27 protein-coding genes and 1 pseudogene are annotated in these 25564 nt (G+C 46.1%); 17 read left to right on the top strand and 11 right to left on the bottom strand.

Features of this window, described 5'->3' with window-relative positions:
- Positions 1-5 precede the first annotated feature (5 nt).
- Together GXP69_RS17035 and GXP69_RS17030 are read right to left on the bottom strand one after the other, a co-directional pair.
- Positions 6-206: a hypothetical protein gene (locus tag GXP69_RS17035; protein ID WP_163916543.1), complete on the bottom strand. Its 201-nt coding sequence runs from the start codon at positions 204-206 to the stop codon at positions 6-8.
- A 230-nt stretch (positions 207-436) separates the two neighbouring features.
- Positions 437-910 (bottom strand): Dps family protein, encoded by a 474-nt coding sequence (locus GXP69_RS17030; RefSeq protein WP_163916541.1) that lies wholly within the window; start codon positions 908-910, stop codon positions 437-439.
- 146 nt (positions 911-1056) lie between these two features.
- On the opposite strand from GXP69_RS17030, the gene GXP69_RS17025 reads away from it, so the two are divergent.
- Positions 1057-2007, top strand: coding sequence for a hydrogen peroxide-inducible genes activator (locus tag GXP69_RS17025; RefSeq protein WP_163916539.1), 951 nt, complete (start codon positions 1057-1059; stop codon positions 2005-2007).
- 489 nt (positions 2008-2496) lie between these two features.
- Here GXP69_RS17025 and sucD read toward each other — a convergent pair whose 3' ends face one another.
- Entirely contained in the window at positions 2497-3387 is an 891-nt protein-coding gene (sucD, locus tag GXP69_RS17020) for a succinate--CoA ligase subunit alpha (RefSeq protein ID WP_163916537.1), read from the bottom strand.
- 296 nt (positions 3388-3683) lie between these two features.
- On the opposite strand from sucD, the pseudogene GXP69_RS17015 reads away from it, so the two are divergent.
- Positions 3684-4667 (top strand): annotated as a pseudogene (locus GXP69_RS17015) (PLP-dependent cysteine synthase family protein); the annotation flags it as partial.
- 321 nt (positions 4668-4988) lie between these two features.
- Entirely contained in the window at positions 4989-5429 is a 441-nt protein-coding gene (locus GXP69_RS17010) for a response regulator (RefSeq protein ID WP_163916533.1), read from the top strand.
- 55 nt (positions 5430-5484) lie between these two features.
- Here the strand turns inward: GXP69_RS17010 and GXP69_RS17005 are convergent, their stop codons facing one another.
- Both GXP69_RS17005 and ade read right to left on the bottom strand, forming a co-directional pair.
- Positions 5485-6333, bottom strand: coding sequence for a sulfite exporter TauE/SafE family protein (locus tag GXP69_RS17005; RefSeq protein WP_163916531.1), 849 nt, complete (start codon positions 6331-6333; stop codon positions 5485-5487).
- Positions 6334-6364: 31 nt separating this feature from the next.
- Positions 6365-8002 carry an adenine deaminase gene (gene ade / locus GXP69_RS17000; RefSeq protein ID WP_163916529.1) on the bottom strand — a complete coding sequence of 546 codons (1638 nt, stop codon included), beginning with the start codon at positions 8000-8002 and terminating at the stop codon, positions 6365-6367.
- A gap of 85 nt (positions 8003-8087) precedes the next feature.
- On the opposite strand from ade, the gene GXP69_RS16995 reads away from it, so the two are divergent.
- From GXP69_RS16995 to GXP69_RS16945, 11 genes are all read left to right on the top strand, one after another.
- Positions 8088-8243: a hypothetical protein gene (locus GXP69_RS16995; RefSeq protein WP_163916528.1), complete on the top strand. Its 156-nt coding sequence runs from the start codon at positions 8088-8090 to the stop codon at positions 8241-8243.
- An 18-nt stretch (positions 8244-8261) separates the two neighbouring features.
- Positions 8262-8969, top strand: a complete 708-nt coding sequence (cmk, locus tag GXP69_RS16990) for a (d)CMP kinase (protein ID WP_163916526.1) — start codon at positions 8262-8264, stop codon at positions 8967-8969.
- A 14-nt stretch (positions 8970-8983) separates the two neighbouring features.
- Positions 8984-9880 (top strand): 4-hydroxy-3-methylbut-2-enyl diphosphate reductase, encoded by an 897-nt coding sequence (locus GXP69_RS16985; protein WP_163916524.1) that lies wholly within the window; start codon positions 8984-8986, stop codon positions 9878-9880.
- A 74-nt stretch (positions 9881-9954) separates the two neighbouring features.
- Complete coding sequence (locus GXP69_RS16980; protein WP_163916522.1) at positions 9955-10497, top strand: DUF502 domain-containing protein; 543 nt, start codon at positions 9955-9957, stop codon at positions 10495-10497.
- A 212-nt stretch (positions 10498-10709) separates the two neighbouring features.
- The gene (locus GXP69_RS16975) at positions 10710-11522 is read left to right on the top strand and encodes an alpha/beta fold hydrolase (protein ID WP_163916521.1); all 813 of its coding nucleotides are present in this window, start codon (positions 10710-10712) and stop codon (positions 11520-11522) included.
- Positions 11523-11758: 236 nt separating this feature from the next.
- A complete protein-coding gene (locus GXP69_RS16970; RefSeq protein WP_163916519.1) occupies positions 11759-12940 on the top strand; it encodes a PQQ-dependent sugar dehydrogenase in 1182 nt (393 codons plus the stop codon).
- A gap of 109 nt (positions 12941-13049) precedes the next feature.
- On the top strand, positions 13050-13544 hold the full coding sequence (locus tag GXP69_RS16965) for an ATP-dependent zinc protease family protein (RefSeq protein ID WP_163916517.1): 495 nt from the start codon (positions 13050-13052) through the stop codon (positions 13542-13544).
- Positions 13541-14443, top strand: coding sequence for a 30S ribosomal protein S6--L-glutamate ligase (rimK, locus tag GXP69_RS16960; RefSeq protein ID WP_163916515.1), 903 nt, complete (start codon positions 13541-13543; stop codon positions 14441-14443). The genes GXP69_RS16965 and rimK overlap by 4 nt, the downstream gene beginning before the upstream one ends.
- A 1-nt stretch (position 14444) precedes the next feature.
- Positions 14445-15386 (top strand): succinylglutamate desuccinylase/aspartoacylase family protein, encoded by a 942-nt coding sequence (locus tag GXP69_RS16955; protein WP_163916513.1) that lies wholly within the window; start codon positions 14445-14447, stop codon positions 15384-15386.
- A gap of 140 nt (positions 15387-15526) precedes the next feature.
- Complete coding sequence (locus GXP69_RS16950; protein ID WP_163916511.1) at positions 15527-15736, top strand: hypothetical protein; 210 nt, start codon at positions 15527-15529, stop codon at positions 15734-15736.
- Between the two features lie 78 nt (positions 15737-15814).
- Entirely contained in the window at positions 15815-16315 is a 501-nt protein-coding gene (locus tag GXP69_RS16945) for a DUF4112 domain-containing protein (RefSeq protein ID WP_235925806.1), read from the top strand.
- Between the two features lies 1 nt (position 16316).
- Here GXP69_RS16945 and uvsE read toward each other — a convergent pair whose 3' ends face one another.
- The 4 genes from uvsE to GXP69_RS16925 all read right to left on the bottom strand — a co-directional run bounded on the left by uvsE (position 16317) and on the right by GXP69_RS16925 (position 20072).
- On the bottom strand, positions 16317-17210 hold the full coding sequence (gene uvsE / locus GXP69_RS16940; protein ID WP_163916509.1) for a UV DNA damage repair endonuclease UvsE: 894 nt from the start codon (positions 17208-17210) through the stop codon (positions 16317-16319).
- Between the two features lie 51 nt (positions 17211-17261).
- Positions 17262-17936: a carboxypeptidase-like regulatory domain-containing protein gene (locus GXP69_RS16935; protein ID WP_235925804.1), complete on the bottom strand. Its 675-nt coding sequence runs from the start codon at positions 17934-17936 to the stop codon at positions 17262-17264.
- A 155-nt stretch (positions 17937-18091) separates the two neighbouring features.
- Positions 18092-18658 (bottom strand): hypothetical protein, encoded by a 567-nt coding sequence (locus GXP69_RS16930; RefSeq protein WP_163916505.1) that lies wholly within the window; start codon positions 18656-18658, stop codon positions 18092-18094.
- A 172-nt stretch (positions 18659-18830) separates the two neighbouring features.
- Positions 18831-20072: a metallophosphoesterase gene (locus tag GXP69_RS16925; RefSeq protein ID WP_235925802.1), complete on the bottom strand. Its 1242-nt coding sequence runs from the start codon at positions 20070-20072 to the stop codon at positions 18831-18833.
- A gap of 136 nt (positions 20073-20208) precedes the next feature.
- On the opposite strand from GXP69_RS16925, the gene radC reads away from it, so the two are divergent.
- Both radC and GXP69_RS16915 read left to right on the top strand, forming a co-directional pair.
- Entirely contained in the window at positions 20209-20925 is a 717-nt protein-coding gene (radC, locus tag GXP69_RS16920; protein ID WP_163916503.1) for a RadC family protein, read from the top strand.
- Positions 20926-20960: 35 nt separating this feature from the next.
- Positions 20961-21338 carry a four helix bundle protein gene (locus GXP69_RS16915; protein ID WP_163916501.1) on the top strand — a complete coding sequence of 126 codons (378 nt, stop codon included), beginning with the start codon at positions 20961-20963 and terminating at the stop codon, positions 21336-21338.
- A gap of 29 nt (positions 21339-21367) precedes the next feature.
- On the opposite strand, the gene GXP69_RS16910 is transcribed toward GXP69_RS16915, so the two are convergent.
- Both GXP69_RS16910 and GXP69_RS16905 read right to left on the bottom strand, forming a co-directional pair.
- Positions 21368-21574: a YwbE family protein gene (locus GXP69_RS16910; RefSeq protein ID WP_163916499.1), complete on the bottom strand. Its 207-nt coding sequence runs from the start codon at positions 21572-21574 to the stop codon at positions 21368-21370.
- A 38-nt stretch (positions 21575-21612) separates the two neighbouring features.
- The gene (locus tag GXP69_RS16905; RefSeq protein WP_163916497.1) at positions 21613-23463 is read right to left on the bottom strand and encodes a pyruvate kinase; all 1851 of its coding nucleotides are present in this window, start codon (positions 23461-23463) and stop codon (positions 21613-21615) included.
- A gap of 287 nt (positions 23464-23750) precedes the next feature.
- Between GXP69_RS16905 and GXP69_RS16900 the strand changes: the two genes are divergently transcribed.
- The gene (locus tag GXP69_RS16900; RefSeq protein ID WP_163916495.1) at positions 23751-25394 is read left to right on the top strand and encodes a glycerol-3-phosphate dehydrogenase/oxidase; all 1644 of its coding nucleotides are present in this window, start codon (positions 23751-23753) and stop codon (positions 25392-25394) included.
- The last annotated feature ends 170 nt before the right edge of the window (positions 25395-25564 follow it).

Genomic DNA, 25564 nt, shown 5'->3' with positions numbered 1-25564 from the left:
GGCGCTCAACCCCAGGACTGTGATCTTTCGATAGCTATAGTTCTTATTGTTTTAATAACTATAGTTTCATCGCCTTTCCGTGGTAGTAGTTCCTTGGGGCAGGCTGCGCCTGCCTGCTCGTGATTTGTAACTATAGCACGATAGCTTAAACTATAGCTATAGCCGTTATTCCCCTCTTGGGAGGGGTAGGGTGGGTTAATTGCCAACTATAGAACTATAGCTCCAAGTTACAACAAAAGCTCTAAGCCAGTTCATACACTCCAAACAGCACAAAACGCCTGCAGAAACTACAGGCGCTTTCATCTATGTTTAAGCTGTATTAATTTAAAAGGGAGCTTTACGGATGAGCCATAACAGGTGCAGTTGCAGCGCTGAGTAACTTGCACCGCTTCTGCCACTATTTCACTCACACTTTAGCCTTATGTATTTATGATGATTAGCTCAGGAAAGCTTTCAACATCCAGAGCGTTTTCTCAATCTCATTGATGTCTTCGCTTAGTAGCGCTATTGTACCCTCATCGCCGGTTTCTGAGGCCAGGCTCAGAATTTCGCGCTCCAGGTTAAGGATAACCGTCAGGTTTTGGTGTGTGGCCTCTACTGTTTCCTTGTCATTGCTCAGGTTAGCAGCTTCTTTAATTGTAGCCACACGGGTGTATTCCGAGAACGTGTGCAACGGCTGTTGTCCAACCGTTAAAATACGCTCGGCTATAGTATCTATCTGTGTTAATGCTTTGTTATAAAGCTCCTCGAACTTAGCGTGCAGCTGAAAGAAGTTCACACCTTTGATGTTCCAATGAAAACCACGCAGGTTCTGGTAGTACAGGTGGTAGTTTGCGAGCAGTTCGTTCAGTCTGTCTGCCATTTGTCTTGAGTCTTCTTTCTGCAGTCCGATGTTGGTTAGCTTATTCATAGTTTTTGGTTTTTGATGATTGTCTCTCTTATTACGCTACAAAGATCCTGAAATATTGATCATCAATCAAATCAATACTTTTTATGCTTTGATAGATAAATTCTATAGTGTAAATTTATAGTTGAGAACAATATCAGAAGTATAGAATGACGCTAATACAACTGGAATATTTGGTGGCTGTAGATACGTACCGCCACTTTGCTACAGCTGCTGAAAACTGCTTCGTAACGCAGCCAACCCTGAGCATGCAGCTACAAAAACTTGAAGAGGAACTAGGTGTGCAGCTTTTCGACAGGAGTCGTGTGCCGGTTAGGCCAACCGAGATAGGGAAGGAGATTATTGCGCAGGCGCGTGTGGTGCTGGCAGAGTCTAAAAAGATACAGGAACTGGTACAGAACCAGAAAAAGGAACTGAGTGGCGAGTTGCGCATAGGGGTTATACCCACGCTGGCGCCTTACCTGATGCCATTATTTATAACAAGCTTCCTTGAGAAATATCCGCAGGTGCGTGTAGTAGTGCAGGAATTGCTGACAAACGAGATTGTGAGTAAGCTTAACCACGAATTGCTGGATGTAGGTTTGCTGGTTACGCCGCTCGAAAATAAAACTATAAAGGAGCTGCCGCTATTTTATGAGGCTTTTATGGTGTATGTAAATCCGCAGCACTCGTTGGCAAAACAGAAAGAAATAGACCCAACCGAGTTGCTTCCTGATGATTTGTGGGTTCTGAACGAAGGACATTGCTTCCGGAGTCAGGTGCTTAACATTTGTAACCGTGGAGGCAGCATGGGTGGTTCTGAAGGAGCTAATTTAGACTATAGAAGCGGTTCCCTGGAAACACTGAAACGAATTGTAGAAACCCAGCATGGCCTTACGTTACTGCCCGAGCTATCGGTGCTCGAGATGCCGGAAGAAAAGAAGCGGTTGATAAGACCATTCAGCGAGCCACAACCACTGCGCGAAGTAAGCCTGGTAGTGCACAAAAGTTTCCTGAAGAAAAAGCTGATTGAAGCGCTGCAAAAAGAAATTGTTGATTCGCTGCCTGCAACTATAAGAAACCGTAAGAAACAGCATGTAGTGGAAGTGGGCGAAGTTTAGAAAGTTAAAAAGTTAGAAAGTTTAGGAGTTAAAGAGTCTATGACTATAAAACTATAGCTACAACTATAGCAGTAGCAGAAAGTCCCCCTTTGAAGGGGGAGGGGGATGACTAACAGCAACTATTGAACTATAGTCAACGCCCTTGATAAACCTGTCCCTTTCGGGTCAGTTGAGTTACAAACCCGCACGAGTATAAAAAATTATAGCAACTATAGAACTATAGCACGATAGCACAACTATAGCCGAAATTCCCCTCCTCGGAGGGGTAGGGGTGGGTTTTACGCCAGCAACTATAGACGTGACCTTTACACTCTCTAATATTATCCTATCCTTTCAGGATGATAAAATAGTAAAAGCAACTATAGGACTATATATCTAAAGCCTTTTCCACCAATCCATCAAATCCCCATTAATCTGTGATTCAGACAAAACAACAAAGGCTGCCCTGTTCAGAGCAGCCTTTGTTTATAACTATAGCGTTGAATCAGACTAGGCAGTGATACCTGCTTGCTGAAGTGCTGCAACCATTGCTTCACCAATTTCAGCAGGAGACTCTACTACATGAATGCCGTTCTCACGCATAATCTTCATTTTAGCAGCAGCTGTATCATCAGCACCGCCAACTATAGCACCTGCGTGGCCCATACGGCGACCTGCCGGAGCAGTCTGGCCAGCAATGAAACCAACTACCGGCTTCTTGTTACCAGTTTCGCTGATATATTTCGCAGCCATTGCTTCGTAGTTACCACCAATCTCACCGATCATCACGATGGCATCTGTTTCAGGGTCTTCCATCAATAACTGAACTGCATCTTTTGTAGGTGTACCGATAATTGGGTCACCACCGATACCGATAGCAGTAGAGATACCTAAGCCAGCTTTCACGATCTGGTCAGCAGCTTCGTAAGTAAGCGTACCTGATTTGGAAACGATACCGATACGACCTGGCTTGAACACGAAACCTGGCATGATACCAACCTTTGCCTCACCTGGCGTAATTACACCCGGGCAGTTAGGTCCGATAAGCGTTACATTTTTAGACTTGATGTAGTTTTTAGCAGCCACCATGTCTTTTACAGGAATACCTTCTGTGATACACACGATCACTTTAATACCAGCATCAGCGGCTTCCATAATGGCATCAGCAGCAAAAGCCGGTGGCACGAAAATGATAGATACATCAGCACCAGTTCTTTTTACAGCTTCTTCCACTGTGTTGAATACAGGCAGGTCTAAATGGTTGTTGCCACCTTTGCCCGGAGTTACACCACCCACAACGTTGGTGCCGTACTCGATCATCTGAGATGCGTGGAAAGAACCTTCAGAGCCAGTAAAGCCCTGTACGATCACTTTCGAATCTTTATTTACTAAAACACTCATGTGTATCTTATTTAGTTATGTATAACCGTCTAATAATAAGGATGTGCAAAAATAGGCTTTTTTATGGCGCGTACAAAAAATAGTTATACCTAATATAGTAGCCTGTTGTTTGCTGTCAGCTATGATTTACACTGCCAGCCACTTTTACTAAAATAACCTGAAACGATAGCTGCCGGAACGCTATGCGCTGTTTTAGCTGTTACATAGGCAGGGCACGCCAAACAGGGGCTGGCCGGCACTACCAAAACTATAATTTAATTTACTTACCTTTGCACCCGAATTCAATAATACCTCACATGAAGTATCTGAACCACATAACCGAGGCAATCGGTAACACGCCGCTGGTGAAGCTTAATAAAGTTACAGGAGATGTAAAAGCTACCATTCTGGCAAAAGTTGAGTACCTGAACCCGGGTAACTCTGTAAAAGACCGCATGGCAATCAGGATGATTGAAGATGCTGAAAAAGCAGGCATTCTGAAACCTGGCGGAACTATAATTGAAGGAACATCCGGTAACACGGGCATGGGCCTTGCACTGGCAGCTATTGCCAAAGGCTATAAATGTATCTTTACCCTGGCCGATAAGCAGAGCAAGGAGAAGATGGATATCCTGAAAGCAGTTGGAGCTGAAGTAGTAGTTTGCCCTACAAATGTGGCTCCTGAGCACCCGGATTCCTATTACTCGGTAGCGAAACGCCTTAACCAGGAAATCCCGAACTCGTTTTACCCGAACCAGTACGATAACCTCTCTAACTGGAAAGCCCACTACGAAAGCACTGGTCCTGAAATCTGGGAGCAGAGCGGCGGCAAGGTAACACACTTTATTACGGGTGTGGGTACCGGCGGTACGGTTTCTGGTATCTCCAAATACTTGAAAGAAAAGAACCCGGCGCTGCAAACTATAGGTATCGATACCTATGGCTCGGTATTTAAGAAGTATAAGGAAACAGGCATTTTCGACGAGAATGAGATCTATTCTTATGCTACAGAAGGCATCGGCGAAGACATTCTGCCAAAGAACGTAGACTTCGACCTGATCGATCAGTTTATAAAAGTAACAGACAAAGATGGCGCTGTTATGACCCGCAGACTTGCAAAAGAAGAAGGCCTTTTTGTTGGTTGGTCGAGCGGTACGGCTGTTTATGGTGCGCTGGAGTATGCCCGCGAAAATAGCCTGACCGAAAACGATGTAGTAGTAGTATTGTTACCAGACCATGGTACACGTTATTTGGGCAAAATCTACAACGATGAGTGGATGCGTGCTCAGGGTTATATCGACTAACTATAACATATAGAAACAATAAGAAAGGCCCGGCAGTAGGTTCGGGCTTTTTTTATCTCTATATTAGAATCCCGGTATAGCTTTTGCACATTACGCTATAGTTTGCATTTATACTTAACCCTGCAGTTGCTTACATTCTGATCAGATTTGTACATTAGTCCGTTGTACTAAAATACTGCCGTAATCTGCCAGAAATGTAGTAAAAAGGACTTGCCTGTATAATTAGTGTAGGTTTAGGGGGAATTTTAATTAACTATTAAATACCTTTGCAGTAAATCTGATTACTATCGTATAGGATTTGAGTGACAAAGTCTTAAGATGAAGAAACTTTCCGGAATATTACTTATTGATGATGATGAGACAACTAATTTTCTGAACCAGCGCCTGCTGGACAGAATGCAGTTGACTGATCATGTGCATACATTTGTAAACGGTAAACAGGCATTTGATTATCTGTACAATGTAAGCAACAATAACTACGACCCCGGTAGCCGCGATTACTTTAAGCCGGAACTTATCTTTCTGGACATAAATATGCCTGTAATGGATGGGTTTGAACTGCTGGATTTGTACGAACGCCTGAACCCTGACTTCCGAAAAGGCATAACCATGGTAGTGCTTACTACATCAACTCACCCCCAGGATACAGATACTGTAACAAAGTACTCCGCCGAATATATCACTAAGCCGCTTACTGCTGATAAATTAAACAAACTGCTTAGCAAGCACCTTTCTGGTAAAGCAGCCGGAGAAATATAAAGTCTTTTTTGAGTAACTATAATTGAGCCTCTGCAAATCCAGGGGCTTTGGTGTTTTAGAAGGAGAAGCTGATATCGTTTGATTTAAGAATCAGGTTGAGTAGTACACCAAAGCCAGCCAGAAATAATCCGATCCCGATCATGGTTTCCATGTTGTTGAGCTTACCGCAGCGTTGCTTATAAATGTTGCCACCCAGTGCGCCCAGTGCAAAAGCTGCCATTAAAGGTAAACTACGGCTCCAGAGCACATTCCCCAGCAAATAGTGACTTATGAAACCTGTAAAGCTGGTAATCACCAGTATAAACAGGGAAGTAGACGTTGCAATCTGGACCGGTATCCGGAAGAGCTTGATCATCATAGGGGTCTGCACAAAGCCGCCACCAATCCCGAAAAGCCCTGCCATTATTCCCGAGCCAAAGCCCAGCGTTGTTACAACACCACCGTTTAGTCTGTAAGCCAGTTGTTTAGCCTTGTTTTTCCGGATGAAAGTGGTAGGCACACGTCGCAGGCGGTACATCATTCCGCCATGTGGGTCGTATTGCTTTTGCTTTTTGGGCCTGATCATAGACACGCCAACTATAATAACAAAAATGGCAAATATGAGCTGCAACTTAAATACCGGCAGAAAAGCTACTAAAAAAGCACCCAGCACCGTGCCGGCAATAGCAGGCAGTTGAATTAAAGTCCCTACAAGGTAATCTATTGTTTTGTCGCGCAGGTTGAAGATAGAAGCGATAAAGGAAGCTGGAACCAGCGCTGCCATAGTTGACCCGATGGCTATTTCGATGTTATACCCGAAGAAGATAATGAGGATAGGCACCATAAAAACGCCACCTCCGAACCCAATGACGGTACCGAAACCACTCACCAGCATCCCAATAAAGAAAATGAGTAACTCCTCCATGTATAACCGGGCCTATAGCCACGGACTTTTGTTATGCTTCTGTTACAGGTACGAACGAAAACGTATCGCCGTTAAATAAACCTTTGTCGCTGAGCTTGAGTGATGGAATAACCAGCAGGGCCATAAAGGAAAGTGTCATGAACGGCGATGCCAGGTTACTGCCCATTTCCTTGCTCATTCTGTCTATGGTTGAGTAGGCTTCCGCCACTTTGTAGCCATCTTCCGCCGACATAATGCCGGCCACTGGCAAGGGCAACAACTGCTCTTTTTCACCATCAACCGCCGAAACGCCGCCTTTTGCACCGATGATCAGGTTCACCGCACGGGTTATACTTTCATCATCCACACCCACCGCTATAATGTTATGCGAATCGTGCCCAACCGACGAAGCAATAGCTCCGGATTTTAGACCGATATTCTTGATAAAAGCCACAGCCGGCGCTGCTTCTTCATACCGGTTTACTACCGTTATCTTCAGCACATCATTGGCTACATCCGAAACTATAACCCCGTTCTCGATCTTAGGTGTAACAATACCTTCTTTAGTGATCAGTTGCCCGTCGAAAGCTTCGATCACACGTATCCTGTGCGCATTTGCAGCCGGCACCTGGAACTGGTCTATAGTTTTAGAGCTGGTGTTGAAGTTGTTTATAGTTTCACTCTCAGTGAAAGCGATATTTGACTTACCATTCTCAGCTACTTTTTCGCCGTTAATGTAAGTGGCCAGTACGTTAAAGTTATCGAGGTCGTCTACAACTATAAAATCGGCAGGGTCATTTTCTCTTAGTAAGCCAACCTTCATGTTGTAGTGCTCCACCGGATTTACACAAGCCGCCTGCAGCACATGAAACAGATCGTTGCCTTTTGCCAGTGCGCGTTTTACCAGCAGGTTGATGTGGCCTTCAACTAAGTTATCCGGATGTTTGTCGTCGGAGCAGAACATGATGTTGTTGTAATGCTCCGGCAAAAGCGGAATAAGCGCTTCAAAGTTCTTGGCGGCGCTGCCTTCGCGTATCAGTATCTTCATGCCTACAGCCAGTTTGTCCAGCGCTTCTTCGGCGGTAAAGCATTCGTGGTCTGTCGTGATGCCGGCAGAGGCGTATAGTTTGGCTTGTTCGCCCATTAAGCCTGGTGCGTGTCCGTCAACTGCTTTGCCATACTTCTTGGCCAGCTCAATCTTCTCCATCACTACTGGGTCGCGGTGCAGTACGCCGGGCCAGTTCATCATTTCGGCTAAGTACACGATCTCGTCACGCTTAAACAATTCTTCTATGTCAGCAGCCGTTATCTCTGCACCGGCCGTCTCAAAAGGAGTGGCAGGCACGCACGACGGTGCTCCGAAGTAGAACTTGAAAGGAGTCTTTTTGCCATTCTCGATCATGTACTCCACACCTTTCACACCAAGCACATTGCCTATCTCGTGCGGGTCTGAAATGGTAGCTATATTTCCGTGCACTACGGCCAGGCGTGCAAATTCACTGGGTACCAGCATCGAGCTTTCTACGTGCACGTGAGCATCTACAAAACCGGGTAAAATATAATTTGTAGCCGTGGTGGCTTCACGAACTATTTTAGAAATGCGGCCGTTTGCAACTTGAACTGTACCTTCAAATATCGCTTTGTTGTGTATGTCTATAATGCGACCGGAAACGGTATAGGCTGCCTGCATGGTATCTGGTATTAGTTTATTAAATTGCCTGTAAATGGGGCTCGAACCCGTAAATTACTTTATATTTGCATTAAAGTCAGTCGTTTTGAGAAAGATAATTTCATACATGGTAATAGCATGCGTTTTGGCTTCCGGCTCGCTGGCCGGGTGCAGCCAGAAGACCGCACAGCAGAAAAAAACGGCTAAATACCAGAAAATGAGCAAGCGCGGCAAAGCACCTTGCCCTTGCGATTCCAATTAAATTTTACGCTCTCCCTTTATGAAAAAAATCGTGATCGCTTTAGATGGCCATTCCTCGTGCGGTAAAAGTACTACGGCCAAACAGGTAGCTGCCGAGCTAGGCTATGCCTACATCGATACCGGCGCTATGTACCGGGCGGTTACGCTGTATTTCCTGGATCACCATGTGTCGCTTACCAACCCGAAGGAGATAAAGGATGCGTTAAACAACATCGACATCACGTTCCATTATAATCCTAAAACGCTGCGCAACGAAACGTATCTGAACGGCCTGAACGTGGAAGATGAGATACGCAAAATGTATATCTCTAACCAGGTAAGCGAAGTAAGTGTGGTAGCTGAAGTACGCCGTGCCATGGTGGCGCAGCAACAGAAAATGGGCAAGCGCCGTGGGGTGGTAATGGACGGCCGTGATATTGGTACCGCCGTGTTCCCGGATGCGGAAGTGAAGATCTTTATGACTGCCGACGTGGATACCAGAGCCAGGCGCCGCCAGCAGGAACTGTTAGCTAAAAAGCAGCTGGTGAACCTGGATGATATAAAGGAAAACCTGCAGAAGCGTGATCATATTGACTCTACACGTGCCGAAAGCCCATTACGCCGTGCCGATGATGCTGATTTGCTGGATACGTCGCATATGACGATAGACGAGCAGGTGGAATTTGTGATGCATAAGGTGGCATCGAAGTTGCTTGAACAAAAGTATGCTGTAGAGCAGCAGAGCTAAAAAAATTATAGGTTATGAACATCACCATAGATAAAAATTCAGGTTACTGCTTCGGCGTAGAGTTTGCCATACAAATGGCAGAAGACGAGATGGAGCATGTAGAAGAACTATACTGCCTCGGTGATATAGTACACAACAGCATGGAAGTGCAGCGCCTTTACAAAAAGGGCCTGCGCGTAATTGACCGTGAAGAACTGCGTAACCTGCGCGATTGCAAAGTGCTGATTCGCGCACACGGTGAGCCACCTGAAACATACCAGATTGCACTGGAGAATAACTTAGAGTTGATTGATGCCAGCTGCCCGGTGGTGCTAAAACTACAGAACCGTGTAAAGCATGCTTTTGATTCTATTAAAGAAGATAACGGCCAGATTGTGATCTATGGTCAGGTAGGACACGCCGAAGTAATTGGCCTGGCGGGGCAAACCCGCGACGAAGCCATTATAGTTACCACGGAAGAAGACCTGGAAAAGATCGACTTTACGCGCCCGGTTACACTTTTCAGTCAGACAACTAAGAGCACCAAAGGCTTTTACCATATTAAAGCCCTGATAGAAGAGCGTATTGCGCAGGCAAACCAAGACAGCACACAACCGGAATTTGACGCCAACGACAGCATTTGTCGCCAGGTATCGAACCGCGAGCCGCAACTCGCCAAGTTCTCTACAGAGCATGATGTGCTGGTGTTTGTAAGCGGTAAAAAAAGCTCGAACGGTAAGGCTTTGTACAGCGTATGTAAGCAGCACAACCCAAACAGCTACTTCATCGAGAACGAGACTGAGCTGGATCCTGAGTGGTTTTCTGATGCTGGTAGCGTGGGTATTTGTGGCGCAACTTCAACGCCAATGTGGCTGATGCAGCAGGTTGCAGACCATATTGCAAAACTGAATCAGCCTGTCGGGCAAGTATAGCAACTATAATATATTAGCTTTTTTGCTACATTTAGGCTTTGCTTCGGCAAGGCCTTTTTTGTGAACTATAAAACATGAAACGTTTACTCGGTTATTTCCTTAACGGACTACTGATCATAGCTCCTTTTACCATCACCGTCTGGATAGTGGTGGCCATTATAGACTGGCTGAACGATATGTTCGACCTGGGCATTCCGGGGTTGGGTATCCTTCTGATGGTGATTCTGCTGACGCTGGTTGGGTTTCTCGGTTCATCTTTTTTGGTAAAGCCGTTTATCATCCTTACTGAGCGTATTTTTCATAAAGTGCCCTTGGTTGGCATTGTGTATTCCAGTATCCGCGACCTGTTTGATGCCTTTGTGGGAGATAACCAGAAGTTTAATAAGCCGGTGATGGTAAAAATGAGCGAAGACTCTGATAACCACAAGCTGGGTTTTGTAACGCAGGATGTGCTGGAAACTATAGGTGTAGACGATAAAGTGGCTGTATACTTTCCGCACTCCTATAACTTTTCGGGAGAGCTTTTCCTGGTGCCCCGCCGCAATGTAACTTACCTGAACGTGCCAAGTTCCGACGTGATGAAATTTGTCGTGTCAGGAGGCGTGTCGCGCTTATAGTTTGTCTGAATCAGGAATTACAGGATTTATGGATGAACAGGATTTTAAAACCGTAACTATAGGTTTTAGTTAATCTCATTAATCCCCGCTCAGACGATCAGAAAATCCCCGCATTAATCTATAGTTCTGACAACTAAATTGTATGCATGACGAATAAACTATAGTTTAGTATTACCATTCAAAATTCTTAATTCATCATTCATAATTAAAACTTGTATCTGATCAGGGATAAATCGAAACTGCATTACCGCAAGATCGGGAGTGGGAGCAAAGTGCTGCTGGCTTTCCATGGGTATGGGCAGAGCAGTTCCTATTATTTGCCGATGGAGCAGGCCCTTGGCCACGACTATACCATTTATGCATTCGACCTGTTCTTTCATGGGGGCAGCCGCCTGCACAAAGACGATATGCCACTTAGCAAAGGATTCCTGAAACAGATAATCGAACACTTTTTAGACAAGTACAAGATTGAGCGCTTTTCGGTGATGGGTTTTAGCATGGGTGGTAAATTTGCCCTGACCTTAGTTGAGCAGATGCCCGAGCGCATAGAAGAACTCTATCTGATTGCCCCGGACGGCATTAAAACAAGTTTTTGGTACAACATTGCCACCTACCCCGGCTGGATGCAGCAACTATTTAAGCGCACCGTTATTAAGCCAAAGGCCTTCTTTAAGTTTCTGCAGGTGCTTAACAAGTACAACCTGGCACACAAAAGCCTTATCCGGTTTGCGCATTATCAGATGGATAGCACGGCCAAACGCCTGCGCGTGTACCGCTCCTGGATCGGTTTCCGTGATCTTAATTTCGACATCCGGCAGATCGTGCGCTTACTAAACGAGCACACAATTCCGGTTACAATGTTCCTGGGTGAGTACGACGAGATTATATCCCCAAAGCGTGTAAAAGTATTTATGGGTGCTTTAGATAAAGGCGAACTGGTAATACTCAAAACCGGCCACTCAAACCTGCTGCACGATGTAGCCGAACTGCTGCATAAGAAACGAACCAGTGATTCAAGGGATTAACCAGCGGGATACTGATTCAATAATTCTGTTTCAATCAGAGTTACTAAACTATAGTTTAGGCTGGCTAACTATAGTTTATAGAAAATCCATCCAGTCTCTTCATCTGCTTTAATCCCGGTTCAGACGAACTGATAAGTCTCCTTAATTATCAGTTCTGCCAACTATACCTGCACTGGAAAGTATACTTATTCAAACTATAGTTTTATACTTGCAACTTCTCTCTAAACTTAAACACTATGAAATACTTCAACACCCTCTATGCTTTCAGCTTTGCTGCATTGCTTTTCTGCACCGCCTGTAACTCTGGTGCCGAAACCAAAGACGAAAATGAACAGGCAGAGTCTACTGCTACTAATGACAACCCAAGCGAGCCTGTAGATGAGAGCCTGGCGAAGATAAAACTACCTGATGGCTTCAAGATCGAGTATTATGCAAAGGATGTAGAAAATGCCCGCTCTATGGCCCTGAGCCCTTCAGGTGTATTGTTTGTAGGCACGCGCAGCAACGACAAGGTGTTTGCTATAGTTGACAAAGACAAAGATGGAAAAGCCGACGAGACAATAACGATAGCTACTGGCTTAAAATCTCCGAATGGCGTTGCACTGAAAGATGGCGACCTGTATGTAGCCGAGATCAGCCGCATCATCAAGTTTCCGGCGATAGAGCAGAACATGCGCAACAACCCGAAGTACGAAGTAGTGTATGATAAATACCCAAGCGACGAGCACCACGGTTGGAAATACATCGCCTTTGGCCCTGATGGTAAATTATACGTTCCGGTTGGTGCGCCTTGCAACGTGTGTAAAGAAGAAAACCCGGTATACGCAACTATAACCCGCCTGAATGCTGATGGCACCGGCATGGAGATTTTTGCAGAAGGCGTACGCAACTCGGTTGGCTTTACCTGGCATCCGAACACAAAAGAGCTATGGTTTACAGACAATGGCCGCGACATGTTGGGTGATAATATGCCACCCGATGAGCTGAATCGTGCTCCTAAAAAAGGACTACACTTCGGCTTTCCGTACTGCCACGCCGGCGAAATTGCTGACCCTGAATTCGGCAAAGACCGCAAATGCGATGAGTTTGTAAAACCGGTGCAAAAGTTGGGACCACACGTGGCCTCGCTTGGGCTTAAATTTTATACCGGCAACATGTTCCCGGAGCAGTATAAGAACCAAATCATTATAGCCGAGCACGGCTCCTGGAACCGTTCAGAACCGCTGGGTTACCGCCTGATGAAAGTTGAACTGGATGGTCGTGGTAATGCCGTGAGCTATGAGCCTTTTGCTGAAGGTTGGCTGCAGGGAAGAGAAGCCTGGGGCCGCCCGGTAGACGTAATCGTGATGCCTGACGGTGCGCTGTTGGTATCAGATGACTATAATAACGCGATCTACCGCATCTCTTATAATAAGTAATTAAGAATTATAAATTATGAATTATGAATGAGAAGAATAAGTACATTATATGAGATTGCACTTCTGTTAATTCATAATTCTGCATTCATAATTCATAATTAAAGATTTAATGAAAGAGGAAAAGAGACTTACTCCCAAGCCAGACAAGAAGGTAATTGGCCGCCGTGAAATGGTGGCTTTGCCGGAGCTGGATATAGAAGAGATAGAAGCTAAAATTGATACCGGTGCTTACACGTCGGCTATCCATTGCTCTGATATACACGAAGAAACCGGAGCTGATGGCAGAAAGCTGATTTGTGTAGATCTGCTGGATCCGTCACATCCGCAGTACAACCACAAAAAGCTACGCTTTGCCGAGTACGACCTGCGTGAAATAAAAAGTTCTTTTGGCGAAGTGCAGGAACGTTACGTTATCCGTACAACCATCAAGCTATTTGATGAAGTAATAGAAGCCGAATTTTCGCTCTCCGACCGCAGCGACATGAAATACCCCGTACTTATCGGGCGCAAGCTTTTAAAAAGCAGGTTTATAGTTGATGTTTCCCGTAAAAACGTCGCGCAGAAGTATAAAATCAAACAACAGCAGAAAAATACCAATTTATGAAAATAGCCATTCTGTCCCGCAATCCGAGGTTGTACTCTACCCGCCGGTTGGTAGAGGCCATTGAGCAGCGTGGGCACGAGGCCTTAGTGCTCGATCACCTACGCTGCGACCTGATCATAGAACAGGGCGATCCGCACATTCTTTACAAAGGAGAGCGACTGACGGGGATCGATGCCATTATACCGCGTATTGGGGCGTCGGTTACCTTTTACGGTACAGCCGTAGTGCGCCAGTTCGAGATGATGAAAGTAAAAAGTGCTATAGATTCCCAGGCTATAGTTCGCTCCAGGGATAAGTTACGCTCGTTGCAGATTCTGGGGCGTGCAGGGCTTGGTTTGCCTAAAACAGCCTTTACAAACTACTCCAAAGAAACTTCAGGCCTTGTAAAAGAGGTTGGTGGTGCGCCGTTGGTAATAAAGCTGCTGGAAGGTACGCAAGGCTTAGGTGTGGTTTTAGCTGAAACCCGCAAAGCAGCCGAATCGGTAATAGAGGCTTTTCATAACCTGAAGGCGCGCATTATAGTGCAGGAATTTATATCAGAAGCCGGCGGTGCCGATATCCGTGCGTTTGTGGTGAACGGTGAAGTAGTAGGTGCTATGAAGCGTCAGGGAAAAGAAGGTGAATTCCGTTCAAACCTGCACCGTGGCGGTAAAGCTACGCTGATTCGCCTATCGCGCCAGGAAAAAGCTGCCGCCCTGTTGGCTGCCAAATCACTGGGCCTGGGCATTGCCGGTGTGGATATGCTGCAATCTAAACGCGGTCCGCTGATCCTGGAAGTAAACTCATCGCCGGGACTGGAAGGAATTGAGCGCGCTACGCAAAAAGATATTGCCGGAAAAATAATAGAGTACGTGGAAGGTCTTGCTAAAAAGAAGCCTAAGAAGAAAGTAAACGAGTAGCATGCCCGAAACTATAGTTATCAACGGTCGCAGCATAGACCGTGGTGAAAAAGTACTGACCAAACTGGTGATCAGCAAACTGCCCAGCGGTACGGTTATCGAAATTCCGGTTTATGTTTTCCGCTCGGTGCACGATGGGCCGGTAGTATTGCTGATGGCCGGCATGCACGGCGACGAAGTGAATGGCACGGAGATCATACGAAGGATGCTTTCCAAAAAGATGCTTTACCCACTTAAAGGTACTATAATAGCTGTGCCTGTACTCAACATCTATGGCTTCCTGAACTTCTCGCGTGAAGTGCCCGATGGCAAGGATGTAAACCGGAGCTTTCCGGGGAACCGCGAAGGCTCCTTGGCCAGTCGTGTGGCATATCGCTTTATGAAGGAAGTAATGCCGTACGTAGACTATGGTCTTGATTTCCATACAGGGGGAAGGAGCCGTTCCAACTACCCGCAAATACGCTGCGTGCTCAGCAACCACAAAAACGAAGAGCTGGCAAAAGCCTTTGGTGCTCCTTTTATCCTGAATGCCCCTTACCGGCAAGGCTCGCTACGAAAAGAGGCAGGCAAACTTGGCAAATCGATATTGGTATACGAAACCGGCGAAAGCCTGCGCTTTGACGAGAAAGGCATAAAGATGGGCATGGAGGGTACCTGCCGCATATTGCACCATCTGGGCATGACCGCCAATTGCCCTGAAGCAGCCGAATCTACCGTCGTTTGTATGAAAGATATCTGGCTGCGTGCAAAAAATGCCGGGTTATGGCGCACTTTCATTCAGGCCGGCGAATATGTTAAAAAGGGACAGTATATTGGCAGCATAACAGACCCATATGGCGAAATGGAAGTGCGTTTAAATGCACCTGCCACAGGCTATGTAATCGGATTAAACAATATGCCAGTTGTGAACCAGGGCGATGCCCTGCTGCATATTGCATTTTGATTTCAGAATCATAAAACTATAGTTTAAATATTGGTTGATTTTTATTTATAGTTGAATTAAACCAATAGCATCAGAACAAGTATAAGTAGTCCTATAGTTGGAGATTGCCGGGATAGGCAAATCCATAAAAGAGCTAACCTATGAGACTACTTAAACACATTCTGTTTTTTTCCTTTATTGTCTCCTTAACAGCTGCCTGTAACCCACTGCAGGGCCGAAAAGCGATTTTGGTTGATGATGATGGCCGCAGCATGCGCTATGAGCGTAACCGTGCCGAGAGCCGGAATAAAAAGTGGGACGCACGTAAGAAGAAGAATTTTAAGCAAAACCGGTATAAGGCGCAAAAATAACCAGGGTGGTGTTGCACGGCATATTAGCTTTATAGTCTAAGCTCTATACTTTGCGGGCTCGCTTGCGTATAAGCGCGTATGATGGAAACGCACAACACACGCTACACCCGCACGCCACAGTCCGAAAAAATGAAATGGGTAAACCATGTTGCAAAGCTCATGGATAACCAGTTTAGAATGCCGGGCACCAACTTTCGTTTTGGGCTGGATCCTATACTTGGTTTTCTGCCCGTAGCCGGCGATCTGGCTTCATTTGGGGTATCGGCTATGCTGGTGATGACGATGGCACGCCATGGTGCAAGCGGCAAAGTGGTGGCGCTTATGCTCGTAAATATTGTGCTGGATACGCTTATTGGGAGTATACCGGTACTGGGCAATATCTTCGACTTTTTCTTTAAAGCCAACCAGCGAAACGTACGTCTGCTTACCCGCCATTACGAGGAGGGCAAATATCAGGGCAGTGGCAAAGGCGTCATTATTGGTGTTCTGGTAGCTATTGTAGTGCTGTTCATACTGCTGATTTGGGTGCTCTGGCAATTGGCAGAGTGGATCTATACACAGCTAGCAGCTATCCTCTAAACTATAAGCGACCTAGTTCTGAAGCAACAGCCACGGCTTTTAGTGCGCTGGCCTCTTTATCTTTAATTTCCAGCATAATATCCATATCCAGGCCTTCGGTTTCTACCAGAAAATCGTGAAAGAGGGACTCGGATATACTTTGCACATGCTTGCCTCTTCTTTCGGCAGGTGCCTGTGCACTATAATCCATCATCAGAATACCATCGCGCTCAGGGTGCCAGGTGCTGGCTGCAATTTCCACTGCTTCGCGCATAGGTTCGCCGTTGTTTACGCACTCGTGGTGCAGGTTATCAAAAATGATGGGCATACCAGTTAATTCGTGCAGGCGCAGGCAGTCCAGCAAACTATAGGTGCGGTCGTCGTTCTCTACGCAAAGGCGGGCTTTTACAGCATCAGGCAGCTGCGTATGGTATACTTCTGCAAACCGGGCTATAGCTGAACCTTTATCTCCGTAAGCGCCTCCACCATGTATCTGTAGTTTGGCCGTAGTATCAAGTTCCATCAGGTCCAGCACGCTGCCCTGGTATGCCAGCTCAGCAATGCTGTTTTTTACTGTTTGCGGGTTAGGCGAGTTAAGCACCACAAACTGGTCGGGGTGCATAGAGATGCGCAGCTGGTGTTGTTTTATATAGTTGCCAAGCTCTCGGAACTGGGGTTTAAAGTGTTGCTGCCAGTTATATTGGTTTATTTCGTGCGAGGCAAAAGGCACCAGGTCGGAGGTAAGCCGGAAGAAAAGCAGCCCATTTGCTACGTTATATTCCAGGATGCGCTGCAAACAGGCCAGGTTCTGGCTAACTGTCTCAATTAAGCGTTGCTCGGAGTAAGATGCCAGCCGGAAGGTACGGGATGAAGAACAGTCCAGTGTCTGGTTAATGCAGGGGTACCCAATTTTCATGATGCTATAGTTTGCTTACACTACGTTACGCACCATAACCAATTTTGGCTGCTAAGGTTTTTCTTCCTCGTACCCGGTATTGTCTTTAAAAAAACGGTTATAGTTCTCCTGGTTCGCTTTGTATTGCTCTAACAGCTGCAAGAACTGTAATTCCTGTAGCTTTCGCAGTTCCTTTCCCTCTCTCGAGAAAAGATCATATAACAAACTGATTGGAGACATTACAGTAGGCGGTGGGGGAGGTGGCGGTGTAAGTTCAGGTACCGGAATGTAGCCGGGTCTTTTTACATAGTTTGGTTCAGCCCGGTTCATGTTGCGCAGGGCACGCTGTATCATTTCCTGAGACGGGCGGTTGGTAACTTCCACTTCCTGTAGCATTACACTGTCTTCCTGCAGCACAATCGTAACGCGTAATTCTGATACCGGAAGGCGCTGGGGCAGGTACAACAGCGGTTTATATCCTACTGCCCGTATCAGCAAAGTATCTTCCTGCGCTACATCTATCAGAAACTTTCCTTCGGCATCAGATACCACCGCTTTGGTGGTGCCATACCGGATAATACCAGCTCCCGGAATAGGTGTTTTTTTATCAGGCTGCAGCACGGTACCACTAATCCGGACGGAACGTTGGGCAGATACCGTTGCATTGCTTAACAGTAGCAGTAGTAGGGTAAAGCCGAGAAGGTAGAGATACCGGTGGTACATGTAACTGATTGGATGCAGTAGCAAATTTAAATGCCTGCAAGTAATACGCCAAAGATGGTTAAAAAGTATGCCAGCTACAAGATTAATAATAACTATACCGCTTAGGTATGCCATGTAAAAACAAAACGACCTGTAAGTAATTGCCCCACAGGTCGTTTTAAAGTGATTATGATATGCGTTTAATTGTCGTTTTCGAGAGTAAGCCGCTCTTTCTTCTTATCAGTCTGGTTTGTTTTGTTCTTAGTAGTGTTATTCTTGTTGGTACCGCTGCCTAACTTATCTTTCTGTGTTACACTGGTACCTTGGCCATCAGCAGTGGTACTGGACGGAACCATGGTGGTGTTATTCTGGTTATTATTACTGTTGTTGCCAAGGGTGGTGCTGGTTCTGTTTTTATTGACCATGCTGGTGTCCTGTGCAAGGCCAGCCAGGCGGGCAGTGGCATTAAAGTGATAATATTCTACCGGGTTATTATCATTATAGTAACTTCTTACCAACTCCTCAGCTGTTAGTGTCTGGTTAGCAGGAACTGCCTGGGCTCCAGAGTTATTCATGTTGCTGCCTGTTAAGGTAGATGCAGTAGAGGTAGCTTCTGTACCTGGTCTGTTATAGTTGCTCAGGTGCATCGGATTTACCTTTTCGTCTGGGTTGGCGTTCACTACTTCTGTGGACGTGCCTCTGTCTTCGCTGCAGGCCGTGAATAAAATGGCAGTTGCCATAGCCAGTGGATATAATATCTTTTTCATAGTTTGATTTCCTGTGTTATGTATAGGCAACTATAGTTTAAGGAAGCTATAGTTGCCTGATTTTTTACGTGCGCTACCCGGTAAGGTTAAAAGCTCAACTATAACACTAAGCGCTAGGTTTGGGACAAAAGAAAAAGCCGGCTCTTATGAACCGGCTTCTAAACTATAGGCTTTAGACTGATGCTTTCTTGAGCTCAAAAACCGTGATTTCAGGCAGGAAGCCTACCCGCCCCGGATAGCCCAGAAAACCAAGCCCAGTATTAACATAAAGATACTGGCGCCCCTTCTGGTACAGGCCTGCCCATTGTTTGTATACATATTGTACCGGACTCCATTTCAGGCCGGGTATATTTACGCCAAACTGCATACCGTGCGTGTGTCCCGATAGGGTTAAGTCGATGTCCGGGTATTGCTGGTTAATTTCGCCATCCCAATGCGACGGGTCGTGCGAGAGGAGTACTTTAAACGGGATATGCTCTGTACCGGCATAGGTCTTTCTGAGGTCGCCGTATTTCGGGAAGTTGGCGCGGTTGCCCCAGTTTTCAACACCCAGTATAGCTATCTGCTGTCCGTTCTTCTCTATAATGCGATGTTCGTTAATCAACAGTTTCCAGCCCATTTTTCCCTGTGCATCAATCAGGTTACTCAGGTTGCTCTTTTTAGCCTCAGGGCTGCTCCAGTTCACATAGTCGCCGTAGTCGTGGTTGCCAAGCACAGAGTATACTCCTGTTTTAGCCTTAATCTGCTTCAGCGTTTCAAGGTGCGGATATAGTTCTGTGGCCACGTTATTTACCAGGTCGCCGGTAAAAAATACAACATCTGCTTCCTGTTTGTTTATCAGGCGAACCGCTTCTTTCAGCGGCTCAGTTGAATGGAAACTGCCGGTGTGCAAATCAGTTATCTGCAACATCTTAAAACCATTAAAAGCCTCTGGTAAATTCGGGAATTTAAGCGTTACGCGCTTCACTCTATAGTCATAAGCGCCCTTCACCATGCCGTAAATAAAGGCAGAAAAAGGGACTGCTGCTACGAGTAAGCCCATTTGGCTCAGGAACTTGCTGCGCGAAGGATTAAACACAACTTTATCATTCACCTGGTTCAAGGCCATTTTTCCGATCCGGATAATGTCATCTATAAACAGGAAAGCAATCACCAGCAGCTTACTGGCATAAAGTATGAAAAAGATGTTAGTGAGGTATATTTTAAGCGGAGACGATGGGTGCCGCGGTGTATTGGCGAAAATGGCAAACACGGCCAGCGCTGCCGCAAATAATACCCAGTAACTGATCATGATGATCCGCTGGGTACCAGGTGCGAGACCTTGAATAACAGTTTTAAGTGCCTGGAAAACATACAGATCGACCAGGAAAAGTATAAAAGCAAGAATTGCAAATGAGAGCATGCGTTGCGTCATATATTGTTGGGCTACCAGCTGATAGAGCTGGTAGAAAGGAATAACAAATTAAAAGTTTTTATAGTGCATCTGAACTAAAATTTAAACTATAAACTTTCAGTTGCACTGCCTTTTTTATTACAAATACTGTACCGACATGAAACACACTGACACGCTGGCTGCTTACAACACTTCGCTAAACATAAAGACTTGGGCGGAAGAGGACAGACCCCGTGAAAAACTGCTCCTGAAGGGCAAGGCCGCGCTTAGCGATGCTGAACTGATTGCCATACTAATTGGCTCCGGCACACCTAAACTAACGGCTGTAGATGTGGCCAAGCTAATACTTTCCGCTGTAGGTAACGACCTGAACGAGCTGGCCCGGCTGTCGGTAAAGGACCTGATGAAGCACAAAGGGATTGGTGAGGCAAAGGCTATAACTATAGTTAGTGCCCTGGAACTGGGCCGCAGGAGAAAAGAAACTGCCGCTGCAGCACGTACGCAGATCACCTGCTCCACCGATATTTACAATTACATAAAGCCGCAACTCCTGGACCTGCCACATGAGGAGTTCTGGGTTATTTTGCTGAACCGGGCAAACGTTGTCATGAAAAAGGAAAGTATCAGTGCAGGCGGTGTTGCCGGCACCGTAGCCGACCCAAAGATCATTTTCAAAAAAGCGCTGGAACAACTGGCAAGTTCGGTTATCTTAGTTCACAACCACCCTAGCGGCAACATCAAGCCCAGCGCCGCCGACATCTCACTCACCAAAAAAATGAAAGAAGCCGGCCAGTTTCTCGATCTCCCTATTCTCGATCATATCATCTTTACTAACAACGACTACTATAGCTTCGCCGATGAAGGGCTGTTGTAAGTTAGAAAGTTTGGAAATTAGAAAGTTAGAAAGGTATGGAAGAGTATAGATTAAGTAATTATGCATTTTCTGAGCAGTTTAAGCTGAGAACAAAGGCTTTTTCAGTTCGGATTATTAAACTGTTTCAGGCGTTGCCTAAAGATGCAGAAGCCTATATTCTAGGTAAGCAACTTCTGCGATCTGCAACATCAGTAGGAGCTAACTACAGAGCAGCTTGTAGGGCAAGATCAAAAGCCGAGTTCGTTGCAAAAGTAGGCGTATCTCTTGAAGAAGCCGACGAAAGCCAGTTTTGGTTGGAATTATTAGTCGAATCTAATATTGTGCGGTCCCACAGGTTGCAGGATATCATGAAGGAAGCTTCCGAAATCATAGCTATACTCACAACTATAAGAAAGAATGCATCAAAGAAGTAGCTCCATTAACTTTCTAACTTCCAAACTCTCTAACTCCCAAACTCAGGAAGTACTTCCTTCACTCTCCCTACTTCGCCGGTTTCGAGTCTTACTTTGATGCCGTGTGGGTGGTTAGGGGAATTGGTGAGGATGTCCTGCACGTAACCTTCGGTGAGGTAGCCGGTGCGCTGGTCTTCCTTCATAACAATGTTTACCCGCATGCCGGGCTTTATGTTTGCGCGTTTTCTTGGGTCCATTGTGTAGCTATAGTTTAGGCAAAGGTACGGTTTATAGTTTAATCGGCAGGTAACTGGCTCATATCTGAGATTTCCAGGCTGCGTAGCATCGATGTTTTCTTGAACTGGTGGTCCTGCATGCGGCGCACAATGTCGTGGAGCATCGTAATGGCATCTATAATATGTGGCCCTTTATTCAGCATAATACAGTCGGCGCGCTGTGCCATGGCGGCATCCGTAATTTCGGCCCGCGACGGTCTGCCTTTTTTTGCCAGTGTTTCAAGCACCTGCGTAGCCCACACAACCGGAATATGCGCGGCTTCGCAGAGCCATAGTATCTCCTCCTGCACTTCGGCCAGTCGTTGCCAGCCACATTCTACAGCCAGGTCGCCGCGTGCAATCATAATGCCTGCCGGGTAGGATTGCATGACAGCGAGCAGCAGGTGTGGCAGGTTCTTGAATCCCTCTTTGGTCTCAATTTTCAGCATAACGGCCAGCTTGTTCGCTTTCAGTTTCCGCATTTCGCTGAACAGGGCATGAACCATAGCCGGGTGATTTGCAAACGACAGGTTTACAATATCTGCATGCTTTGCGATAAACCTCAGGTCTTCTTTGTCCTTCTCTGTCATATCGTGCAGGTGCAGTTTGGTTTCAGGCAGGTTAATGCCTTTATCGGCCCGAAGCAGGCTACCTTTTTCCTTGGCGAAGGTTATTTTTATAAGCAGCTTGTCGTCTTCCACTTCTTCCACAATGCCTTCAATCGCACCATCATTAAACAGGATAGTCTCGCCTTTCTGTACCTGGTCAAATACCTCAGGCAAGGTACAGGAGATGTGTGCCGGTTTCAGAATATGCCCGTTCGGGTCGAATTGTGCAGGCTCACCTGGTACGGGATCACGGTGCAGCACAAGCAAATGGTCCTTTTTAAGCAAGATCGGAATTTCGATTGAAGGCAGGTCGCCGACAGTGGTTTCCTGACTGGTCACAGTCTTGGTTTCTACTGTTAGCTTAGTGCCTGTAGCAATGTAAGAGGTTTTGAGCAGATGCGCTATTACACCTTTTTTTTCCTTTCGAACTACAGAAAGTGAACGCTTGCGTCCGCGTGTGTCGGTAAACTTAATCCGATCACCTTCCTGTAGTTGTGTTACCCAGCTTGTGTCTACAGGTAGGCTGGCATCTACTTTAGTGGGCGGCGGCGTATTGCTGCTTGCAATCCAAACTATAGCCGGAGATGCGACCAATCCCATTTCGTTATTTACCGGGCGGATGGCTAATACTTTAGGTCCGGTTTTAAGTTCGCCGGTTCGTAACTTGGGCCCCATCAGGTCGAACAGCACAGAACAGGGTAGGCCGGTTGCTTTTTCAGCTTTCCGGATGTTATGGATCATAGCCAGCCAGGTTTCAGGGGAATCGTGAGCACAGTTGATGCGGGCGCAATCCATGCCAGCCTTCAGCATACGCTCCACCAGATCATAATCTTTGGCCAGATCTGATGAAAAAGTAACCATGATACGCGTAGTGCGGTGAGGAGGAAGTTCGCCCAATAAGCTTTCGGTATGTTTCGTTAGCAATTTCTGATTTTCGAAATATCGAACAGGCAGGCTTTGTTTGTTTGGTTTGCATTGGGCCAGGTAGCAAAGCTGGTTACGGACAGCCTGCAGGCTTGCCAGAACATGGCCTTCCAGTCTGCCCAACGATGATAGTCCCAATTGTGCGAGCTCACGCTGCAGCTCTCTGATATCATGGTGGCGCAAGGCCAGGTAATGCAGCAGGTTACGCACACTCTTTCTGAAATTAGGGTGTACCTGCTTTATTTCATTCGAGAATCTCTTTTCCAGTGCCAGCGCATCGTTATACAACGCATCCAGCTGTGTTATCAGGGCCTGATAATCTGTTTTTTGTTCCGCCATATCTTCTAATACTGTTTATATGAGGGCAGGTTTTTATAGTTGCTCCTGATTGGAGCGCCACGTTCGGTAGGCTATAGTGACTATATAACTATAAACTAAACGAAATCAAAATCTCCCTTTTGTAGCCAGGTCTGGCCAACCACACCAAAACAAAATCATGGCAAAAATGCATTACGGATGAGTTACGAATGATTTTGGTTATTTTTTTATAGTTTCATTTGCTTTTATATTGGTTTTATTTTTACTTTTAAACGAAATACAAAGAAAAATATAACAATAATTTAATAATGTATTCGAAAGCAGCAGAAGCGGGAGGTAGTATCTTTAACCGGGGTAAGTTTGTAGAGCGCATTCAGCAGGACACAGCCGGCTGGGATGTTATAGTTGTTGGAGGTGGAGCAACCGGTTTAGGTGTGGCGGTAGATGCGGCGGCAAGAGGCTATAAGACGCTGTTGCTGGAGCAGGCTGATTTTGCTAAAGGTACATCAAGCCGCAGTACCAAACTGGTACATGGTGGTGTACGCTACCTTGCACAAGGCGATGTAAGCCTTGTTTATGAAGCATTGCGCGAACGTGGTCTGCTGTTGCAGAATGCTCCGCATCTGGTGCGTGTGCAGCCATTTGTTATCCCAAGCTATAGTTTGTTTAACCAGGGCTTTTATGGCATCGGTTTAAAAGTGTATGACTGGATGGCCGGCAAATACAGGTTTAAAAAGACAGAATTATTAGGCAGAAAAACGATAAATAAGTTGTTGCCAACAGTAGAGCCCAATGGTTTGAAAGGTGGTATCATATACTATGATGGTCAGTTTGATGATGCCCGCCTGGCTATAAACCTGGCACAGACCTGTGCCGAGAAGGGCGGAGTGCTCCTGAACTACTTTAAGGTTAATGGGCTGCTTAAAGGCGAAAATGGTAAGATAAGTGGTGTAAAAGCCAAGGACCTGGAAACAGGCTCTGAGTATGAACTGAGTGCCAAAGTGGTGATAAACGCAACCGGGGTTTTTGTCAACGATCTGCTTCAGATGGATAAACCTGCGCAGGATCCGCTGGTACGACCAAGCCAGGGAGTGCACGTGGTGCTGGATAAGTCTTTCCTGCAGAGCGACGCTGCCCTGATGATACCTAAAACGCCGGACGGGCGTGTGTTATTCGCCGTTCCGTGGCACGACCATGTGCTGGTTGGCACAACCGATACCCCGCTTGAAAGCAGCAGCCTGGAGCCTACTGCACTGGAAGATGAGATTAGTTTTATTTTAAATACCGCTGGGCAGTACCTGGTGCGCAAACCGGTTCGGGAAGATGTATTGAGTGTTTTCGCTGGTTTGCGCCCACTGGCTGCACCAGCCAAAGGCACAAACAGCACCAAAGAAATCTCGCGCAGCCATAAACTGATTGTAGCAGATTCGGGATTGGTAACTATAACAGGTGGTAAGTGGACGACTTACCGCAAAATGGCTGAGGACACGATAGATGAGGCCATTAAAGTTGGACAGCTGCCACTTAAGGCTTGTGCAACCGCCAACCTGCACGTGCATGGTTTTGCTAAGCCGCAGCCGGAGCACTTGAGTGTGTATGGCAGCGATGCGCAGGGTATCCGAAACCTGATGAACCAACGCCCTGAACTGCAGCAGAAACTGCATGCTTTGTTCCCGAATACAGCAGCTGAAGTGGTATGGGCTGTGCAGCACGAAATGGCAAGAACTATAGAAGATGTGCTGGCCCGTAGAATGCGCATTTTGTTCCTGAACGCGAAAGCTGCAATAGATATGGCTCCGGCAGTGGCAAGCATTATGGCGGCTAACCTGGGCTTAAGTGAGGCATGGCAGCAAAACCAGGTAAAAAGCTTCACGGAGCTTGCTAACCAGTACCTGCTAACGCCTTATGCACCAGTTGATAATAAAGATATCAGAGCAAGCAAAGTAGCTTGACTTATAGGATAAATTATATTTTACAAATTGGCTTTAGAAGAAAGCTATAGTTGTGCAGAAGGACAAGGTAAAGTTTTAGGATAGAGAAAAGGAATTAGAACTATAGAACGGTAATATACCTTTTTTACTATACTATAAAACGATTCAGTTGTACTATAATTTTGTGCCAG

It is taken from the genome of Pontibacter burrus, from assembly GCF_010686685.1.
GTDB classification, from domain to species: domain Bacteria; phylum Bacteroidota; class Bacteroidia; order Cytophagales; family Hymenobacteraceae; genus Pontibacter; species Pontibacter burrus.
This window is presented reverse-complemented; position numbering and strand designations above follow the sequence as displayed.

Excerpts from the sequence above, each read along its gene's own strand:
- GXP69_RS17030 (WP_163916541.1), bottom strand. The coding sequence starts at position 910 with ATGAATAAGCTAACCAACATCGGACTGCAGAAAGAAGACTCAAGACAA.
- GXP69_RS17025 (WP_163916539.1), top strand. The coding sequence starts at position 1,057 with ATGACGCTAATACAACTGGAATATTTGGTGGCTGTAGATACGTACCGC.
- sucD (WP_163916537.1), bottom strand. The coding sequence starts at position 3,387 with ATGAGTGTTTTAGTAAATAAAGATTCGAAAGTGATCGTACAGGGCTTT.
- GXP69_RS17010 (WP_163916533.1), top strand. The coding sequence starts at position 4,989 with ATGAAGAAACTTTCCGGAATATTACTTATTGATGATGATGAGACAACT.
- GXP69_RS17005 (WP_163916531.1), bottom strand. The coding sequence starts at position 6,333 with ATGGAGGAGTTACTCATTTTCTTTATTGGGATGCTGGTGAGTGGTTTC.
- ade (WP_163916529.1), bottom strand. The coding sequence starts at position 8,002 with ATGCAGGCAGCCTATACCGTTTCCGGTCGCATTATAGACATACACAAC.
- cmk (WP_163916526.1), top strand. The coding sequence starts at position 8,262 with ATGAAAAAAATCGTGATCGCTTTAGATGGCCATTCCTCGTGCGGTAAA.
- GXP69_RS16985 (WP_163916524.1), top strand. The coding sequence starts at position 8,984 with ATGAACATCACCATAGATAAAAATTCAGGTTACTGCTTCGGCGTAGAG.
- GXP69_RS16980 (WP_163916522.1), top strand. The coding sequence starts at position 9,955 with ATGAAACGTTTACTCGGTTATTTCCTTAACGGACTACTGATCATAGCT.
- GXP69_RS16970 (WP_163916519.1), top strand. The coding sequence starts at position 11,759 with ATGAAATACTTCAACACCCTCTATGCTTTCAGCTTTGCTGCATTGCTT.
- GXP69_RS16965 (WP_163916517.1), top strand. The coding sequence starts at position 13,050 with ATGAAAGAGGAAAAGAGACTTACTCCCAAGCCAGACAAGAAGGTAATT.
- rimK (WP_163916515.1), top strand. The coding sequence starts at position 13,541 with ATGAAAATAGCCATTCTGTCCCGCAATCCGAGGTTGTACTCTACCCGC.
- GXP69_RS16955 (WP_163916513.1), top strand. The coding sequence starts at position 14,445 with ATGCCCGAAACTATAGTTATCAACGGTCGCAGCATAGACCGTGGTGAA.
- GXP69_RS16950 (WP_163916511.1), top strand. The coding sequence starts at position 15,527 with ATGAGACTACTTAAACACATTCTGTTTTTTTCCTTTATTGTCTCCTTA.
- GXP69_RS16945 (WP_235925806.1), top strand. The coding sequence starts at position 15,815 with ATGATGGAAACGCACAACACACGCTACACCCGCACGCCACAGTCCGAA.
- uvsE (WP_163916509.1), bottom strand. The coding sequence starts at position 17,210 with ATGAAAATTGGGTACCCCTGCATTAACCAGACACTGGACTGTTCTTCA.
- GXP69_RS16930 (WP_163916505.1), bottom strand. The coding sequence starts at position 18,658 with ATGAAAAAGATATTATATCCACTGGCTATGGCAACTGCCATTTTATTC.
- GXP69_RS16925 (WP_235925802.1), bottom strand. The coding sequence starts at position 20,072 with ATGACGCAACGCATGCTCTCATTTGCAATTCTTGCTTTTATACTTTTC.
- radC (WP_163916503.1), top strand. The coding sequence starts at position 20,209 with ATGAAACACACTGACACGCTGGCTGCTTACAACACTTCGCTAAACATA.
- GXP69_RS16915 (WP_163916501.1), top strand. The coding sequence starts at position 20,961 with ATGGAAGAGTATAGATTAAGTAATTATGCATTTTCTGAGCAGTTTAAG.
- GXP69_RS16910 (WP_163916499.1), bottom strand. The coding sequence starts at position 21,574 with ATGGACCCAAGAAAACGCGCAAACATAAAGCCCGGCATGCGGGTAAAC.
- GXP69_RS16905 (WP_163916497.1), bottom strand. The coding sequence starts at position 23,463 with ATGGCGGAACAAAAAACAGATTATCAGGCCCTGATAACACAGCTGGAT.
- GXP69_RS16900 (WP_163916495.1), top strand. The coding sequence starts at position 23,751 with ATGTATTCGAAAGCAGCAGAAGCGGGAGGTAGTATCTTTAACCGGGGT.